Origin of the sequence: Empedobacter stercoris (assembly GCF_025244765.1) — a bacterium.
Lineage (GTDB): Bacteria > Bacteroidota > Bacteroidia > Flavobacteriales > Weeksellaceae > Empedobacter > Empedobacter stercoris.
The window spans coordinates 1,022,823-1,040,491 of sequence record NZ_CP104209.1 but is presented as its reverse complement, the minus strand read 5'-3'; the positions used below and the strand labels follow the sequence as shown (position 1 = coordinate 1,040,491).

The window sequence follows — 17,669 nt, the reverse complement described above, 5'->3', positions numbered from 1 at the left end:
CTAAATTTGATTTTGAATCGTAAAGACTTCATAAATTTAAACAAATTTTAAACCAAAAACGCCAAAATGAGACTTTTTTTATTGGTTTTTTCCTTACATATTGTGTTATTTGTTGATGCGCAAAATGTTAACCCAAATCAAATTCGAGCAAAAGTATACGATACTATTTCAAAAGATATCCAAAAAAAAAGTTTAGAATTTCCGAACAAAAAAATTGTGGTAGATCCTACAATTAATAAGTTTGAAGATTATAAAATGGACGAATTTGGATTGAAATGGGATTCGGTAAAATATGTACAAGACACTTCAATTTGTTCTAAGTTAACAACCTATAAATGTGTTTCAAAATTTGAGATTGATAATTATTCGATTTCCAATGTTTACAAAGATGAAGCAGATGCTCTATATTCTGATTTTTATGGAATTTATTCACCAATTGATTCGTGGTACAAATTGATTTATTATGCGGCTGTTAATCACTTCTAAAAAGATAGAAAATTTCAATTTAATATCTTAATTCCAGTTCGAAATGTGCAAATGAAAAATAAAATGATGAAGGAAAAAATGTTCTTTTATAATGTTTTATTTGATGAGCAATTTAAGATTCTAAAATTTGAAAAATTATTCTTAAAACATTAAAATTCAAGAAAAAAAAATTGTAAATTAGCTGTACTTTAATTTTCTATTTCATGTTAAATGTTAGTGCTTATATAGACGAACTTTTACAGCTTTCAAAAGGTAGTTTACGAATTTGCCGAATGAATTGGTGGCTTTTGAAATATGAAGATGAATTTGAAAAAGCGATTGACGAAACAAGTTGTAAAAAGTGGCAAAGATGGTTTTACAATGGCGAACATCCTTATCCATGTGTTTGTCCGAAAAGAGAAAAGTTATGTGCTTTTATAGATTTGTATCGTGAATTAGATCGATTAACACAAGTACAACGATTAGAGAATTTTTTTCAAGATTATTTTCAGAAGTTTGAATTAATTAAAGACTCTACAGAGTTATTGAAAAATTGGATGAATGAGATTAGACCGACGATTTCTTCTATTTATTTGTTGTTGGATAAAAATGACAATTTAAAAATTAGATTTTACAATTCTGATCCAATTTTAGAAGTGAATATCAATAAAAGTGATTATAAATACACCTTGTTGTGTTTGGATATATTTAACTACAATATGTACGTAAAAGGTATGTAAAAAGAAAGAGAGTTGAAAAAATCAACTCTCTTTTTTTTGAAATAATAGATTAAATATGGTTTATTTAATTAAACCAATTTCTTTTAAACGCTGAGTTAAAAAATCTCCAGCAGTAATATCTTCAAATTGTTTTGGATTTTCCTCTGTTATACAATTATCTAAAACAGATAAATCCATATCAGAAACTGGATGCATAAAGAAAGGTATAGAAAAACGAGATGTTCCCCATAGTTCTTTCTCAGGATTCACCACTTGATGAATAGTAGATTTTAATCTGTTGTTTGTATGACGAGATAACATATCACCAACATTAATAACTAATTCGTCGTCAGCGGCAATTGCGTCAACCCAAGTTCCGTCGTGACGTTGAACTTGTAATCCACGACCTTGAGCGCCCATTAATAACGTAATCAAGTTGATGTCACCGTGAGCACCTGCACGAACAGCATCCTTAGGTTCTTCTGTGATAGGAGGATAGTGAATTGCTCTTAGAATAGAATTTCCGTTTTTTACTTTATCATCAAAATAAAACTCATCTAAATCTAAGAATAAGGCCAAAGCACGCAATACGTAAACTCCAGTTTTTTCTAATTGTAGGTATGTTTCTTCTCCATAAGTATTAAAACCAGGAACTTCATTTACCTTCACGTTTTCTGGATAATTGTATTTCGCTTTATCTTCTTCAGTTAAATACTGTCCAAAATGCCAAAATTCTTTCAAATCACCAACAGTTCTACCTTTAGCATGTTCGTTTCCGAAAGCCGTATAACCACGTTGACCACCAATGCCTTCTACGATATAACTTTGTTTAGTTTCTGTAGGTAAAGCGTAAAATTCGCGAACGCTTTTATATAAATTTTCAACTAATTCGTCAGATAAAAAATGTCCTTTCAAAGCAACGAATCCTATTTCTTCATATGCTTGACCAATTTCGTTGACAAATTTTTGTTTTCTTGCAGGATCATCAGATAAAAAGTCTGCTAAATTAACCGATGGAATTCCGTTTTGTGACATTTATATTTTCTTTTATAAAATTTCTTTTGCAAATGTAGGACAAAGATTTGTTTTGTGAATAATATTGTTAATAACTTTTTTGTGTAAGTATTGTATTGATGGGGAATTAGATAATTATTCGTTTTTTATTTTATTAAACAATTGTAAATCAGTTATTATAAAGACTATTGGTGTGATTTTATTTCTTTAAGAATATATCAATTATATATATCGTGTTTTAAATTGTAATAAATATAATTGATTACATTGGTTTGATGTTTTGATTATTTTATTTAAATATAAAATACAATGAAACTACTATTTATACTATTGCTATTTAGCTCTGTTTTATTTGGACAAGAAATAGAAAAGCTGTAATGTTAATTTACCCTGGATGTGAAAAATATGAGAAGAAAGGTGTACAGAAATTAGCAGACTGCTTTAGTAAATATTTTAATAAACAACTATTGTTTGAAGTAGAACAGGTTTTAAAAAGTAATGATTTAACAATTAATGAAATAAATGTTAATACAAAGGTTAAATTCAAAATAAGTAAAGAAGGCGAGTTTCAAGATTTAGAAATAATTGGAACTGATTCAGAGAAGTTTCTTCTTACAAAGCTTTTGTAAATTATGTTGTAAAATTGAAAAAAGATAATAAGAAAATAATTCCTGCTGTTACTGAAAAAGGAGAAGCAGCAAGCTTGAATTTTAATATACCATTTAAAATTATTAATTAATATGTGTTTTTTTTATTTTAATTATTGCTTAATCTTATTTAAACCTAAACTTAATTTCATCACGAGTAGATATCATTAGTATATTTGCAAAAATAATTATGATGAAAGATCAATTTTTCCAATATATACAAGATCTTCAAAAGAAGATTATTGCTCAGTTAGAAGCAGTAGATGGTAAAGCAAAATTTATAAAAGACGAATGGCATCGCGAAGAAGGAGGTGGAGGTCTTTCTTGTGTTTTAACTGACGGTGCTGTTTTTGAGAAAGCTGGTGTTAATATCTCGAAAGTTTATGGTGAATTACCAGAAACAATGCAAAAAGCGCTAAATGTTTCATCAGGTAAATTTTTTGCTTGTGGATTGAGTTTGGTTATTCATCCAACAAGTCCACATATTCCAACAACACATGCTAATTGGAGATATTTCGAAATGTATGATCAAGATGGAAATGTTGTAGATCAATGGTTTGGCGGAGGTCAAGATTTGACACCTTATTATTTAGATGAAAATGATGTTATTCATTGGCATTCGGTTTGTAAAAAAAGTTGTGATGCACATAATGATTCATTTTATCCTAAATATAAACAAGAATGTGATAAATACTTTTGGAATACGCATCGCGAAGAAGCAAGAGGAGTGGGTGGTTTGTTTTTTGATTACTTAAAACCAACCGAAGAAATGCCTGTTGAAAAATGGTATGATTTTGTGACGGAAGTCGGAAATTCTTTTTTAGAAGCTTATTTGCCAATTGTTGAAAAACATAAGTATGACGAATATACTGCCGCTCAAAAAGAGTGGCAAGAAATAAGGAGAGGTCGTTATGTTGAATTTAATTTAATTCATGACAGAGGTACTTTGTTTGGCTTAAAAACAAATGGTAGAATTGAATCTATTTTAATGAGTTTACCGAAACACGTACAATGGCATTATAATCATCAGCCTGAAACAGATTCACCAGAAGCTAAATTACTTGATGTATTAATGCATCCAAAGGAATGGATTTAATCTTTTAGACTATACAAAGCCTGAACAAATTTGTTCAGGCTTTTCATTTAATCTTCTCTTGAGCCGTCATCAGCCATTCGGACCATTTTTGGTGTAAATATCGCCACAACATCAACTAAATCTTGTTGAGCAGCCATTACTTCGTGAATATCTTTGTATGCCATTGGAGCTTCGTCTTTTCCACCGCCAATTAATGTAATTCCAAAATCGTTTAAATAATCATTTATCTTGTGTTGAGACAATGATTTTATCGCTTGTGTTCTGCTCATTTGTCGACCAGCTCCATGCGAAGCCGAATGAATCGAATTTTCTTCACCTTTTCCTCGAACCAAAAATCCTGGTGCAGTCATCGAACCTGGAATAATTCCCATCACATCTTTAGCAGCTGGTGTAGCACCTTTTCGATGCACAATTACTTCTTCATCATTGTGAATTTCTTTCCAAGCAAAATTATGATGATTTTCTACTTTCGCTAAAACTTCAGCACCAATTGATTTTGCGATTTTTTGATGAATAATTTCGTGACAAGCCGAAGCATATTCACCCGCTAAATTCATCGCAATCCAGTATTCTTGACCTTCTGCAGAATCCAAATCCAAATAAGCTAAATTTTGTGCTTTATACGGAAGTTTACAAATTTCTTTAGCGATTTTAGTGTAATATCCAGCAATAGTAGCACCGAAACCTCTCGATCCAGAATGTGTCAATAAAGCTAAATACGAACCTTTTTTGATGTTTAATTTCTCATCATCTTCTTTGAAATCGATCAAACCAAATTCTACAAAGTGGTTTCCACCACCAGAAGAACCTAATTGCGACCACGCTTTGTCTTTTAAATTCTGAATAAATGAATTCGTTTCAAATTTTGTGTCATCCAAAACCTGATGTTCTGCTTTGTATTGACCATGAAATCCATGGCCTGCACCAAATTTTGTGTTTTTTATCAATGTTTCTTTTAACGAATCGTGATGTTCAAAATAATGAGAAGCTGGTAAATCATAAATCGATAAAGCCATTCTACAACCAATATCAACACCGACACCATAAGGAATAATCGCATTTTTTGTCGCTAAAACACCACCAATTGGTAAACCGTATCCTTGATGCGCATCTGGCATAATTGCACCAGCAATTGTCACAGGAAGTTTCATCGCAACTTTCATTTGTTCTAAAGCACCGTCTTCAATATTTTCTGCACCATAAATATTGAAATCGTTAGGATTTTCTTTCAATTCAATTAAGTTTTCATCTTGTTTTGGCGAATGAATTCCATCAATAAAACCTTTTGCCAATGTTTTAAAAACTTTATCTTCTAAGAAGTCTTGTGGCGAAGATAAAACTTGCACATATTTATTAAGCATTTCTGCTTTTGTGTAACCATTTCTTTTTTTTGTTGATTTTTAAGGCGATTCCTAATATTTCATTTTCAGGATAACCCAAGGCAATCAAATCATTTCCGTTAATTGGTTTATTATCTATTTTTTGTGACATTTTAATCTAAATTTAAACGTTTTTTTTATGTTTCGAATACTATTTCGAGAACATAGTTTTTAATTCATTTAATACATTTGATCCACCAGAAATTGAGATTTCTCCAACTTTATCAGCTATTTTTTCAATGTATTCCATTTCTTTTAATTTCCATAAAGTTTCATTTTCTTCCATCAATTTTGCTGTGTTTAACAAGCTTCTTGTCGAAGCAGTTTCTTCACGGCGTGTAATCGAATTGGCTTGTGCTGTTTTTTCGGCAATCAAAACGCGGTTCATAATTTCTCTTATTTCTCCTGGAAGAATAATATCTTTCATCCCTGCGTTGATTAATTTTAGACCAATTTTTTCAAATTGAGTTTGATATTTTTGAATAATATAATTCGTTACCGAATTTTTATCCGACATCAAATCGTCAAAATTCATATTGCCAATAAATTCTCTCAATCCCAATTGAATCGCTTGATAAATCATTTTCTCGAAATCTTTGTTCGATTGAAAAGCGTTTATCAAATCTGTGATTTGGTAGTCTACCATAAAATTGATTCGTAATTGTGCTTTATCTTTTGTCAAAATTTCTTGTCCAGAAATTTCAATTGTTTGCGGACGCATATCATAAGAAACCATCGAAATTTTGACTTCGTTGTTATAAAATTTATACTCACCAGCTTTAAAAACCGAGTCAAATTCATTGTCTTTAAACAAAATTCCTTCATGATAAGTTGGAATTGAAATAATACGAATCGCACCAGCTTTTCTTAAAATATCAATTTCTCTTTTTGTTAAATTCTTAATTTCGTCAGTAGAATTCAAATCAAATTTTACAGCTTTTAATTGAGTTGAATTTTTCCAAATCATTACATTTTTATTGTAAAACGAATTGTATGATTGATTGTTTTTGTAAATAATCAACACTTCGTTATGTAAAACTTCGATAAAATCTACCATCGATTTCAATGTTTCATTTTCTAAAAATATTGCATGGTATTTTTCATCAATTATTTCGTTAATGTTTAATTTTTCGATGTTTTTATTAAAGAAAATCCAATAGTTTCCTTTTGTATAAATTTTTTCTACTTCGTTATTTTTGATATAGATTCCAATTTCTTGGTTGTTAATTGGTAATTTTTTCATTATATAATTTTTTATAGGTTTTTACTATTTTATATTTCTCCTTTATCGAAGAATCTTTTTCTAAATTTTTTAATTAAAAAAGCTAAATCATTTTCCTGTTTTAAAACGGAATTTGAAGTTTGAGCAGCTTGTTTTGATGTCTTGTTTTTAAATATTTCCTCCAATCATTTTGACTTGATGTCTTATCTAAACTTTTGAAATCAATCATCAACTAAAGTTTCAAATTCAGGTTTTAAAGAAGTTTTTGATCTTATTTCAAATTCATTTCTAGGAAATATATTCTCTATTCGAAAAGAAAACTTTTTAGCTTTTGTTTCCAATGGTACCCTTTCGGGCGATAAACAGATTAAAGTCTGTGTGAATTGCTCTACCCACTGAGCTATTTCAGTTTCCTGAAAGTAGGAATCGAACCTACGACCCATCCGCTGGAGATTTTAATTATTCAGAATAGAAGTGATGAAACAATTTCTACTACAATGCTATACTGAAACATTTGTCAAGGAATAATTAAAATCGTTTGGTTTTTAAACCTTTGACAAAGTTGGAGTAGAAGTGTGCAAGTGAATTGCGCAATAAAATATTTTTTCGAAATAATTTGTAAACGATGATTAACAGAGGGTTTTATATTAAAAATATTTTGAATAAAATTTGAAATAAAAATTTCTGCGCAAATAGATTGCGTACTTTGATTTGAAATTTGTAGTATTGAACAAAGAAATCAACCATGGCAACCAATAAAATTGCATTAATACGTTATCAAACGATCGATAAATGTCTTCAAAATCATTTCAGAAAATGGACATTAGAAGATTTGATAGAAAAAGTTTCGGAAGCTTTGTATGAATACGAAGGAATAACTTCTGGCGTTTCGAAACGGACAATTCAAAGCGACATTCAGGTGATGCGAAGTGATAAATTGGGTTATCATGCGCCAATTGTTGTTCGAGAAAAAAAGTTTTATGAATATGAAGATCATAATTATTCGATTCATAATTCGCCTGTTTCGTCTGCAGATTTAGATAAAATGAAAGAAGTGATTTCGGTGATGAAACAATTGAATGGTTTTAATTATTTTGATGATATGAATGAGATTATTACGCGCCTCGAAAATAATTTATCCAAGCAAACTCATCAACAACCAAATTATATTCAGTTCGAAGAAAATCCTTTATTAAAAGGTTTAGAACATTTGAATCGGTTGTATCAAGCAATTGTCAAGAAACAACCTTTGTTGATTTCGTATCAATCGTTCAAAGCAAAAAGTCAAGAACCAAAACAACAAGTTTATTATCCGTATTTGTTGAAAGAATATCGCAATCGTTGGTTTTTATTGGCTAAATCGAGAAAAGACATGAAGTTGTATACTTTGGCTTTGGATAGGATTGTTGAGTTTTATGAATTGGCCAATGAGCCGTTTATTGATGAGTTAGAAATTGATTTTGATACGTATTATAATAATGCGATTGGTGTGACAAAAAACGTGAAAGAAAGGGAGCAACGAGTTATTTTTCGGGTTAATAAAAAATTGGCGCCTTATGTCGTAACAAAACCTATTCATGCATCGCAAAAAACATTGGAGATTACAGATGAAGGAACGTTGTTTTCGATAGAAGTGGTGCATAATTTTGAGTTAGAACGAGAACTTTTAGGCTTTGGTGAAGAAATTGAAATTCTTGCACCAAGGTTAGTGAAAAAAAGAATAAAAACTCGATTAGATAAAGCGTATAATCAATACAAAAAATAAAAGCTGTCTCAGATAAGACAGCTTTTTATATGTAATAACGTGTAAAATTAATCGCCCATCAATCCTCCAACTAAAGAGTTGACAAAAGCTAAAACAATTCCGAATAATAAGGCGTACCAGAATCCATCAACATGAAAACTATCTCCCATAATTGCGCTCGCTAATAATATAATTACAGCCGTAATTACAAATGAGAATAATCCTAATGTTAAGATTGTTATAGGTAAGCTAATAAATTGTAGCAAAGGTTTTATAAAAGCATTTAAAAGACCTATAACAATTGCAACAATTATTGCAGATCCGTATCCTTTGATACTTACTCCAGGTAAAATGTTAGCAAGTCCAAAGACAACTAATGCTGATACCAAAAGATTAATAATAAAGCCCATAATTTATTTTTTTTAGATTAATATGTTGGTTTAAAATCAAAAGTTTTGCCAAATCGTTAAAAAAATTAATAAAAAATAAAAAAAGCTCAGAACGTGCTGAGCTTTAGTGTTATTGTATTGAAAAAAAATATTATAATTTTTCGAAAAGATATTTCATGTTAACTTCTTTATCAATAATTTGTGCTAAATCATCAACAGAAACACGTTTTTGTTCCATTGTATCACGGAAACGTAATGTAACAGAATTATCGTTTAATGAATCATGATCAACAGTGATACAGAAAGGTGTACCAATTGCATCCATACGACGGTAACGTTTTCCAATAGAATCTTTTTCTTCGTAAATTACATTGTAATCTAAACGTAATTTTTTCACGATTTGTTCTGCAAATTCTGGTAAACCATCTTTCTTAACTAATGGTAAAATAGCCGCTTTGATTGGTGCTAAAGCTGGTGGTAAAGCTAAAACTGTACGTTCTGATCCATCTTCTAATATTTCTTCTTTTAAAGAGTTTGAGAAAACTGCTAAGAACATACGATCCAAACCAACAGAAGTTTCTACAACATAAGGTGTGTACGATTCATTTGTTTCGTTATCGAAATATTGAATTTTTTTACCTGAATGTTGTTCGTGCGCTTTCAAATCGAAATCTGTACGCGAGTGAATTCCTTCTAATTCTTTGAATCCGAATGGGAATTTGAACTCAATATCAGCAGCAGCGTTTGCGTAATGCGCTAATTTCTCGTGGTCGTGGAAACGGTAATTATCATTTCCTAATCCTAAAGTTTGGTGCCATTTTAAGCGAGTTTCTTTCCATTTTTCGTACCAATCTAATTCTGTTCCTGGTTTTACGAAAAATTGCATTTCCATTTGTTCAAACTCACGTTGACGGAATATAAACTGACGCGCAACAATCTCATTACGGAAAGCTTTACCAATTTGAGCAATTCCGAAAGGTAATTTCATACGTCCAGATTTTTGTACGTTCAAGTAATTTAAGAAAATACCTTGAGCTGTTTCTGGGCGTAAATATAAATCCATTGCTTGATCTGCTGTAGCTCCTAATTTTGTACCGAACATCAAGTTGAATTGACGAACTTCTGTCCAATTTTTAGAACCTGTTACAGGATCAGCAATTTCTAATTCTTCAATCAAAGCTTTTACATCGTCCAAATCTTCGTTTTCCAAAGATTTACCCATGCGTGCTAAAATAGTGTTGATTTGATTTTGGTATTCTACAACACGAGGATTTGTCGCAACAAATTGATCTTTATCAAAAGCATCACCGAAACGTTTTGCAGCTTTAGCCACTTCTTTTTCGATTTTACCTTCGATTTTAGCACAATGATCTTCAATCAAAACATCGGCACGGTAACGTTTTTTAGAGTCTTTGTTATCAATCAAAGGATCATTAAACGCATCAACGTGACCTGAAGCTTTCCAAGTAGTAGGGTGCATAAAAATAGCAGAATCAATGCCGACAATGTTTTCGTGCATTTGTACCATTGCTTTCCACCAATATTGTTTGATGTTATTTTTTAGCTCAGCTCCGTTTTGACCATAATCGTAAACGGCTGATAATCCATCATAAATCTCACTCGATTGAAAAATGAAACCATATTCTTTCGCATGAGAAACTACTTTCTTGAAAATATCTTCTGACATAATTAATTGTGTGTTCTTATTTAAAGTGCAATTTTAGTGAATTTTGATGAGTTTTTAGGTATGAATTGATAAAATCAAATAGAGAAAGGTTATTATTAAGAAATTTATGTAAGAAAAGTTGTATGGTTAAGAAGGAAATTCTATAAATAAATCAGAAAATGATATAAATTTTCTATTCTCTGTATTTCAAAATTTTGTTTATTTTTGTTCGACATGAAAATGCAACATTACATAAAATACGTTTTGTCAATAATTTTGATTTTTTCAAATCTTAGTTATGCATTTTCTATGCATTATTGTCAAGGAGAGATGGAGCAAGTGAAGTTGAATCATCTTGATAATAATTCGTGCGAGATGGAAATGACAACTTCATGTTGTCCTCCGAAATCAGAATCAAATCACTGTGAGATTCCACAAGGAGAAACAGAAGAAGATGATGATTGTTGCAAGGATATTTCATATTCGGATAAATTTGTAGAAAAACAAACAGTTAAAATTCAGAAGCTTTTTCCGATAAGTTTTATTGCTTCAGAAATTCTTCAAATTAAAATTTCGTTTCAGAATGAAGAGGTTAACAATCAGTCAAGTTTTCTTGATTTTTATGTTGCATCAAATGCGCCTCCATATTATATACTCAATTCTCAATTAACATTTTACGAAGGCTAATAACCGTTTTATTTCGATTAAAAACTAATCAGAAAGCAATACGTTATTACTTGAATATTAAAGTACTTGATTAAATCAAAAATCAGCAAGTACATAATAATAAATAGGCATTTAGCCTTAAATCGTAAAAATGAAAAAAATATTCACTTCAGTATTAATACTAAGTGCTGCGTTAACTTACGCACAATCTACTTTAAAAGGAAAAATAACAGATCAAAATCAGCAAGCAATTGTTGGAGCAGAAGTATTCTGGGAATCGACAGATATAGCTGTACTCACAGATGAAAATGGAAATTTTGAGATCGAGAATTATCAACCAACATCAGTTTTAGGAGTTTTTTATGAGAATGAAACAACTACTTTCAAAGAGTTAAAAGACGAGTTTATAACTATTACAATCAATGTAAAAAATCATTTTGGCGATACGTCTTTAAATGAAGTTGTGTTACGAGATACAAGTAGTTCACTTAAAAAATCGAAGTTTGCAACCAATATGACGACAATGTCAAGCAAAGAATTGTTGAAAGCCGCTTGTTGTAATTTGGCTGAATCTTTTGAAACAAATCCTTCCATTGATGTCAATTTTTCGGATGCGGTAACAGGAAATAAACAAATCAAAATGTTGGGATTAACATCACCGTATATTTTGATTGCGGAAGAAAATATTCCGAATGTTCGTGGAGCATCACAAGCTTTCGGACTTGGATTTACACCTGGAACTTGGGTAGAAAGTATTCAGGTTACAAAAGGTGCGGGAACGGTGATTAATGGGTACGAAAGTATTTCTGGGCAGATTAATACAGAATTAATAAAACCTGCTGACAATATTCCATTGTTTGTCAATTTGTATGGTTCATCAGATTCTCGTTTCGAAGGGAATGTACATTTAAATAAAAAACTAAATGATAAATGGAGTTCTTCATTGTTTTTGCATGGAAACGCACGTTTATCTAAAAATGATATGAACGATGATGGATTTTTAGACAATCCACTTGGTCATCAAGTAAATGTGATGAATCGTTGGCAATATCAAAACTTAGAAAAAGGTTGGGTTGGATTCTTTTCTGCACGATATCTGAATGATCAAAAGCAAGCTGGACAGTTAGATTTTGATAAAAAACGCGACAAGTTGACAACTAATTATTGGGGATCAGAAATCAATACAAATCGTGTTGATGTTTCATCAAAAATAGGATATGTTTTTCCAGAAATGCCTTATCAAAGTATGGGATTACAAACAGCGTTTAGTTACCATAAACAAGATTCTTATTTTGGACTGAATCAATATGATATCGAACAACAGAGCTTTTATGCTAATTATATTTTTAGTTCGATTATTAGCAATACAAAAAATAAATTCTCTACAGGAGCGAGTTTTACGTACGATAAGTTCAAAGAATTTGTAGCGCTTCCGACAGATGCGAATTATGATCGAATTGATAATTCAGCAGGAGCATTCTTCGAATATACCTTTGATAATATGAAGAATTTCAATATGATTGCAGGGCTTCGTGCAGATTATCACAATCGAATGGGTTTCTTTTTGACGCCACGTTTGCATACACGCTATACACCTGCAAAAGGAACAACCATAAAAGCTTCTGTTGGTCGAGGAAAACGCATGAATAATATTTTTGCAGAAAATCAAAATTTGTTTGCTTCATCAAGACAATTTAATATTATTGGAGATGGAGGAGAGATCTATGGTTTAGATCCAGAAATAGCTTGGAATTATGGTTTTTCTGTAACGCAAGAGTTTAAATTATTTGGAAAAAACGCAGATATTACAGCAGATTTTTATCGAACAGATTTCGAAAATCAAATTGTAACCGATATTGATTATTCAGCTCGTCAGGTTCGTTTTTATAATTTAGAAGGCGATTCGTATGCAAATTCTTTTCAGTTTGATTTTAATTATAATCCATTTACACATTTCAAAATAAGAGCATCATACAAATATTATGATATCGCAACGGATTATGAAAAAGGTAAATTAGGACGTCCTTTGCAAGCAAAACATCGTTTCTTTACGAATTTAGAATATGAAACGCATGAAAAAAATGGAAAAAAATGGCGTTTTGATATTACTTATAATTGGATAGGAAAACAACGTTTACCAAATGCATTGGACAATTTGCCAGAAAATCAATTGAACGAGTATTCGAATCCATTCGGAACAATGAATTTTCAGATTACAAGAGTTTTTTCAAAACGATTTGAAGTGTATGTAGGAGGGGAAAATGTAACAAATTATCAACAAAAACGTGTCATTTTAGGAGCTGATAATCCTTTTGGTTCAAATTTCGATAGTTCGATAGTTTATGCACCAGTTTTTGGACAAATGTATTATGCTGGATTAAGATTTAGTTTAAAATAAAAATCATATAAAAATGAAAAAATTATTAACTTTTGCTTTAGTTGCGACTTTAGGAATTAGCGCACAAGCACAAAATAAAAATGCAAAACATGAATTGCATGTGAAAGGAAATTGTGGTCAATGTAAAGAACGTATAGAGAAAGCGGCTTATGCAGTGAAAGGTGTTAAAATAGCCACTTGGGACGAAGATACACATAACTTGCATATTGTTCTGAATGAGACAAAAAATAAGGTTGATGCGGTAGAAAATGCAGTAGTTGCAGTTGGGCATGATACGAATGAGAAACGTGCAGATGATAAGGTTTACGAAAATTTACACTCTTGTTGTTTGTACGAACGCGAGGAGGCTGAAGGAGAGCATTACACCGAAGCTAATCCTAAAAAAGATGAGGATCATTCAAAACATCAACATTAATTTTATTTTTATGGAATATGAAAAAAAGACATCAGTTTTGATGTCTTTTTTTTGTTTTCAGCAATTAAGTTAATTTCTTAATGTTTAATTAATATTAACACTTTATCTTTGCAGTCCTTCTCTTTTTTTAAGAGATTTTAACAATAAAATCACAACAAGTCATGATCGGACAGATTGTAGAAATACCATACGAATCGTTAGTTTATCAGAAAGAAAAGTCTGTTTTTTTATCGAAAGAGGAAGAACTTTTTTGGAGAGTTGAACAAAGGCGATATTCACTTTTTGATGGATTTATTGTTGGTGAACATAATGGAGTAGAAGGATTTGAAATTGGTCAACGAAAAGGTTTGAATGTAAGTGGAAAAAAATTGCCTGTCTATGTGATTGGAATTGATGAACATGAAAATAGGCTTTTTGTAGGTCAAGGAAAAGATCATCCCGGATTATTTTGTGATGTATTCCTTTTTACTGATCAAAATATTAATTGGTTAACGCAATCAATTGACGAAGAAGAAATAGATGTTGAAGTTACTTCATCTATTTTGAGAGAAAAGAAAGAAGCAAAGTTTTATCAATTTGGTGAGAAATATTTTTTGGAATTTAATATTCAAATTCCATTAATCTTGAAAAATTATACAATAGAACTTTCTTGTAACAAAACAAACTTTATAAAATTAAATAAATAATTACTTTAAAAATGAAATTGAAATTTACTTTTTTATCATTTGCTTTAGCATTATTTGCACAAGCACAAAAAGCTCCAGCATATTATTCGAGCGTCAATTTTGATAAGACGAAGAATGAAATGAAAGGAGATCTTGCAAAATTGATTTCTGATACTCATAAAAAAGTCATTTCGTATAGTGAACTTAAAACATTGTTAGGAAAAAGTGATGTTGATCCAGAAAATCCTTCAAATTTACTTTTGATATATGGTTCTCAATCTTCAGGGACACATCAAAGAAGTCGATCTAAAAGTGGATCTTGGAATAGAGAGCATGTTTATGCAAAATCTAAGGGTACTCCAAATTTAGGAACTTCAGGACCTGGAGCAGATGGTCATCATTTGCGCCCTGCAGATGTTTCATTAAATAGTACAAGAGGTAGTTTGTTTTTTGATGATGGAGCAGGAGCAACAGCAATGAAAACTAATCGTGGGGGTTGGTACCCTGGAGACGAATGGAAAGGAGATGTGGCACGTATTTTAATGTATATGTATGTGAGATATGACAAAAGAACATTGCCACTTAATATCACATTCGGACCAAGTACATATTCTTCAGATTTTCCCGATATTTTATTAAAATGGAATGTAGAAGATCCTATTTCTCAATTTGAAATTCAAAGAAATAATATTGTTGCAGATACTCAAGGAAATAGAAACCCTTTTATTGACAATCCTTATTTGGCGACTGTTATTTGGGGTGGACCTGACGCGCAAAATACTTGGCCAGAATCTTTCGGAGGAGAAGGCGGTGGTGAGCCAGATACAGAAAAACCTACGGTTCCTACAAATTTAGCGTCTACAAATGTAACTTCTTCAAGTGTATCTTTAACTTGGACAGCTTCTACAGATAATGTTGGTGTTAATCGTTATGATGTTTACATGAACGACGAATACAAATCAACAGTTAACTACAGCAATGCTACAATTTCTGGTTTAAAAGCTTCTACTACTTATTCTTTTTATGTTGTTGCAAAAGATTATGCAGGAAATAAATCTGAAAACAGTGCAACATTAGAAGTAACAACGAAAGAAACTAACACTGGAGGAGGTTCTGGAGAAGGAACAACATGTGGAACAGAAGATTTTGAAAACATTCCATCAACAGGAAGTACACCTCCTGCATCATCTTATACAGATAGAGCTTGGTCAAATAAAGGAATTGTGTGGAGTGCTACTAATGCAAGAACAGACAAACAAATTTATATTAATGGAGATAACAATAAAGCAATTTGTATAAGAAAAGGAACTTTAACATCTTCTACAATTCATGGTGGAATTGGATCTTTATCCGTTAAAACGTATTTACCATTTTCAGATTCTCAAGGGGTTTATATTTTAAAAATTAATGGTGAAGTGAAAGGGCAAATCCCTTATTCTAAAACAGCTAAAACGACTACAATTGAAAATATCAATGTTGAAGGAGATGTTGTCATCGAATTGGTTGATGAAACGACAAACAACCGTGTTTCTTTTGATGATTTATCATGGACTTGTTACGAAAAATTAACAACGGATGATGTGAATACGAATTCAACTAAATTAGTTATTTATCCAAATCCTGTAAAGAATCACGAATTTATTATCAATGGAATTGAGAAGAACGAAACTGTTCAGATTTATAATCTTAATGGGCAATTAGTTCAAACTATTCAACAGGTAAATAATAATTCAAAAGTTAGATTGAATAAATTACCTAAAGGAATTTACATCGTGAAAACAAAAAATCAATCCAATAAAATTATTGTCAATTAGTAATAATTGTTTTTGAATTAAAAGAAAATCCATCTCAAATGAGATGGATTTTTTTATTTAATCTGTTTGTCCCGTCCTGAAATAGCGATACAAAAAAGAAATCGTTATTATGAAAGAAAGAAGCAATTATGTCAAACGTACTCAGCGCGATTACAGTATGGCATCCAAGCCCGAAGTACAGTTATGAGTTGGCTCAGAAAATTTGGTACCTTTGATTGGGAGAACCAAACACCCTCGAATATGCCAAAGTCACCAGAACAAAAGATCATGGAGCTTGAAGCCCAAGTAAAGCTTTTGCAAAAGCAGAAGGCTTTCCTTGAGAAACAGGCTTATGTGGCTGATAAAAAAGCCATTATTTTCGACATGATGATTAACCTTGCCGAAGAGGAATATCAAATTGATATACGAAAAAATTCACCACCCGAACTATCGAATCTTTCCGAAGGGAACAAAAAGAAACCATAAGTTTCTCCTGTGAATTGTTCGGGGTTGACCGACAGGTTTATTATCGTCATTTGAAACGAAGAGCAAAGCGGCAACAAAATGCACAGCAGGTTGTGGATTGGGTAGCAGAGCTGCGAATGATTCATCCAAAAATGGGTGGAAAGAAACTGTATTTTCTTTTGAAAGAGAAACTTGAAAATTTAAGAATTGGCAGAGACAAATTCTTTGACTTCTTAAGGGCTAACCATTTGTTAATCATCCCCAAAAAAAGTTATCACAAAACTACCAATTCGTATCATCGTTTTAAAAAACATAAAAATTTGATTAAAGATTATCAATACAAAAAGCCTAATAATGTTTGGGTATCAGACATAACTTACTTGGGGAACAGAGAAAACCCAGCCTATTTAAGCTTGATAACCGATGCTTATTCTAAGAAAATCGTAGGCTTTGATGTGTCGGATTCTTTGGCTACAGCATCTTGTTTAAATGCTCTAAAAATGGCATTGAAAAAAGAAAACCCGAAGAGTCTTATTCATCACTCAGACAGAGGTTTACAATATTGTTCCGATGATTATCAAAAGCTATTGAAAAAGCATAAAATCCGTTGTAGTATGACACAAGAATCAGATCCTTATGAGAATGCCATAGCCGAAAGAATCAATGGAATTTTAAAACAGGAATATGATATTGATAAATTTAATGTAGATTTGAATACAAGAAAGATTTTGGTCAAACAAACCGTAGAGATTTATAATGAGTTCAGACCGCATTTGTCAAACTATTATTTAACGCCGATGCAAATGCACCAGCAACAAGATTTAATACCAAAATCGTACAAAAAGAAAAACAGTACAAATACGAATATATGTACTGTTTAAAATAAAATTTTATTGGTCTAATCCTGTATCATTTTTTCAGGACGT

At 31.2% G+C, this 17,669-nt stretch carries 16 protein-coding genes and 1 pseudogene; 12 read left to right on the top strand and 5 right to left on the bottom strand.

From position 1 onward, the window contains the following. Positions 1 to 66: 66 nt before the first annotated feature. Positions 67 to 486 (top strand): hypothetical protein, encoded by a 420-nt coding sequence (locus tag NZD85_RS04865; protein ID WP_260543841.1) that lies wholly within the window; start codon positions 67 to 69, stop codon positions 484 to 486. A 272-nt stretch (positions 487 to 758) separates the two neighbouring features. Further along, positions 759 to 1,205 (top strand): hypothetical protein, encoded by a 447-nt coding sequence (locus NZD85_RS04860; RefSeq protein ID WP_171622676.1) that lies wholly within the window; start codon positions 759 to 761, stop codon positions 1,203 to 1,205. Between the two features lie 60 nt (positions 1,206 to 1,265). Here the strand turns inward: NZD85_RS04860 and NZD85_RS04855 are convergent, their stop codons facing one another. After that, entirely contained in the window at positions 1,266 to 2,219 is a 954-nt protein-coding gene (locus NZD85_RS04855) for an isopenicillin N synthase family dioxygenase (RefSeq protein ID WP_171622677.1), read from the bottom strand. 356 nt (positions 2,220 to 2,575) lie between these two features. On the opposite strand from NZD85_RS04855, the gene NZD85_RS04850 reads away from it, so the two are divergent. Both NZD85_RS04850 and hemF read left to right on the top strand, forming a co-directional pair. Beyond that, entirely contained in the window at positions 2,576 to 2,827 is a 252-nt protein-coding gene (locus NZD85_RS04850) for a hypothetical protein (protein ID WP_171622678.1), read from the top strand. A 211-nt stretch (positions 2,828 to 3,038) separates the two neighbouring features. Further along, on the top strand, positions 3,039 to 3,941 hold the full coding sequence (gene hemF / locus NZD85_RS04845) for an oxygen-dependent coproporphyrinogen oxidase (RefSeq protein ID WP_171622679.1): 903 nt from the start codon (positions 3,039 to 3,041) through the stop codon (positions 3,939 to 3,941). A 47-nt stretch (positions 3,942 to 3,988) separates the two neighbouring features. On the opposite strand, the pseudogene NZD85_RS04840 reads toward hemF, so the two are convergent. After that, a pseudogene (locus NZD85_RS04840) lies at positions 3,989 to 5,432 on the bottom strand (RtcB family protein). A 39-nt stretch (positions 5,433 to 5,471) separates the two neighbouring features. Continuing rightward, a complete protein-coding gene (locus tag NZD85_RS04835) occupies positions 5,472 to 6,563 on the bottom strand; it encodes a slipin family protein (RefSeq protein WP_260543839.1) in 1,092 nt (363 codons plus the stop codon). A gap of 724 nt (positions 6,564 to 7,287) precedes the next feature. Here NZD85_RS04835 and NZD85_RS04830 point away from each other — a divergent pair. Continuing rightward, positions 7,288 to 8,307: a helix-turn-helix transcriptional regulator gene (locus NZD85_RS04830; protein WP_260543837.1), complete on the top strand. Its 1,020-nt coding sequence runs from the start codon at positions 7,288 to 7,290 to the stop codon at positions 8,305 to 8,307. Between the two features lie 47 nt (positions 8,308 to 8,354). On the opposite strand, the gene NZD85_RS04825 is transcribed toward NZD85_RS04830, so the two are convergent. Both NZD85_RS04825 and NZD85_RS04820 read right to left on the bottom strand, forming a co-directional pair. After that, positions 8,355 to 8,696, bottom strand: a complete 342-nt coding sequence (locus tag NZD85_RS04825) for a phage holin family protein (protein ID WP_260543835.1) — start codon at positions 8,694 to 8,696, stop codon at positions 8,355 to 8,357. 130 nt (positions 8,697 to 8,826) lie between these two features. Beyond that, positions 8,827 to 10,362, bottom strand: a complete 1,536-nt coding sequence (locus tag NZD85_RS04820) for a glycine--tRNA ligase (RefSeq protein WP_225541654.1) — start codon at positions 10,360 to 10,362, stop codon at positions 8,827 to 8,829. Positions 10,363 to 10,581: 219 nt separating this feature from the next. On the opposite strand from NZD85_RS04820, the gene NZD85_RS04815 reads away from it, so the two are divergent. The 7 genes from NZD85_RS04815 to NZD85_RS04785 all read left to right on the top strand — a co-directional run bounded on the left by NZD85_RS04815 (position 10,582) and on the right by NZD85_RS04785 (position 17,624). After that, complete coding sequence (locus NZD85_RS04815; protein WP_260543832.1) at positions 10,582 to 11,028, top strand: HYC_CC_PP family protein; 447 nt, start codon at positions 10,582 to 10,584, stop codon at positions 11,026 to 11,028. Between the two features lie 130 nt (positions 11,029 to 11,158). Continuing rightward, positions 11,159 to 13,405 carry a TonB-dependent receptor gene (locus NZD85_RS04810; protein WP_260543830.1) on the top strand — a complete coding sequence of 749 codons (2,247 nt, stop codon included), beginning with the start codon at positions 11,159 to 11,161 and terminating at the stop codon, positions 13,403 to 13,405. 13 nt (positions 13,406 to 13,418) lie between these two features. Continuing rightward, positions 13,419 to 13,820 (top strand): heavy-metal-associated domain-containing protein, encoded by a 402-nt coding sequence (locus NZD85_RS04805; RefSeq protein ID WP_260543828.1) that lies wholly within the window; start codon positions 13,419 to 13,421, stop codon positions 13,818 to 13,820. 161 nt (positions 13,821 to 13,981) lie between these two features. Then, entirely contained in the window at positions 13,982 to 14,506 is a 525-nt protein-coding gene (locus tag NZD85_RS04800) for a tRNA methyl transferase PRC-barrel domain-containing protein (RefSeq protein ID WP_260543825.1), read from the top strand. A gap of 11 nt (positions 14,507 to 14,517) precedes the next feature. Next, the gene (locus NZD85_RS04795; protein WP_260543823.1) at positions 14,518 to 16,299 is read left to right on the top strand and encodes an endonuclease; all 1,782 of its coding nucleotides are present in this window, start codon (positions 14,518 to 14,520) and stop codon (positions 16,297 to 16,299) included. A gap of 183 nt (positions 16,300 to 16,482) precedes the next feature. Beyond that, complete coding sequence (locus NZD85_RS04790; protein WP_210766897.1) at positions 16,483 to 16,764, top strand: hypothetical protein; 282 nt, start codon at positions 16,483 to 16,485, stop codon at positions 16,762 to 16,764. 14 nt (positions 16,765 to 16,778) lie between these two features. Beyond that, positions 16,779 to 17,624 carry an IS3 family transposase gene (locus tag NZD85_RS04785; protein WP_260543821.1) on the top strand — a complete coding sequence of 282 codons (846 nt, stop codon included), beginning with the start codon at positions 16,779 to 16,781 and terminating at the stop codon, positions 17,622 to 17,624. The last annotated feature ends 45 nt before the right edge of the window (positions 17,625 to 17,669 follow it).

What these genes read in the sequence shown, in the direction of transcription:
- NZD85_RS04830 (WP_260543837.1), top strand. Translation starts at nt 7,288, where the DNA reads ATGGCAACCAATAAAATTGCATTAATACGTTATCAAACGATCGATAAA.
- NZD85_RS04865 (WP_260543841.1), top strand. Translation starts at nt 67, where the DNA reads ATGAGACTTTTTTTATTGGTTTTTTCCTTACATATTGTGTTATTTGTT.
- NZD85_RS04810 (WP_260543830.1), top strand. Translation starts at nt 11,159, where the DNA reads ATGAAAAAAATATTCACTTCAGTATTAATACTAAGTGCTGCGTTAACT.
- NZD85_RS04820 (WP_225541654.1), bottom strand. Translation starts at nt 10,362, where the DNA reads ATGTCAGAAGATATTTTCAAGAAAGTAGTTTCTCATGCGAAAGAATAT.
- NZD85_RS04815 (WP_260543832.1), top strand. Translation starts at nt 10,582, where the DNA reads ATGCAACATTACATAAAATACGTTTTGTCAATAATTTTGATTTTTTCA.
- NZD85_RS04800 (WP_260543825.1), top strand. Translation starts at nt 13,982, where the DNA reads ATGATCGGACAGATTGTAGAAATACCATACGAATCGTTAGTTTATCAG.
- NZD85_RS04855 (WP_171622677.1), bottom strand. Translation starts at nt 2,219, where the DNA reads ATGTCACAAAACGGAATTCCATCGGTTAATTTAGCAGACTTTTTATCT.
- NZD85_RS04790 (WP_210766897.1), top strand. Translation starts at nt 16,483, where the DNA reads ATGAGTTGGCTCAGAAAATTTGGTACCTTTGATTGGGAGAACCAAACA.
- NZD85_RS04850 (WP_171622678.1), top strand. Translation starts at nt 2,576, where the DNA reads ATGTTAATTTACCCTGGATGTGAAAAATATGAGAAGAAAGGTGTACAG.
- NZD85_RS04860 (WP_171622676.1), top strand. Translation starts at nt 759, where the DNA reads ATGAATTGGTGGCTTTTGAAATATGAAGATGAATTTGAAAAAGCGATT.
- NZD85_RS04835 (WP_260543839.1), bottom strand. Translation starts at nt 6,563, where the DNA reads ATGAAAAAATTACCAATTAACAACCAAGAAATTGGAATCTATATCAAA.
- NZD85_RS04825 (WP_260543835.1), bottom strand. Translation starts at nt 8,696, where the DNA reads ATGGGCTTTATTATTAATCTTTTGGTATCAGCATTAGTTGTCTTTGGA.
- NZD85_RS04795 (WP_260543823.1), top strand. Translation starts at nt 14,518, where the DNA reads ATGAAATTGAAATTTACTTTTTTATCATTTGCTTTAGCATTATTTGCA.
- NZD85_RS04805 (WP_260543828.1), top strand. Translation starts at nt 13,419, where the DNA reads ATGAAAAAATTATTAACTTTTGCTTTAGTTGCGACTTTAGGAATTAGC.
- hemF (WP_171622679.1), top strand. Translation starts at nt 3,039, where the DNA reads ATGAAAGATCAATTTTTCCAATATATACAAGATCTTCAAAAGAAGATT.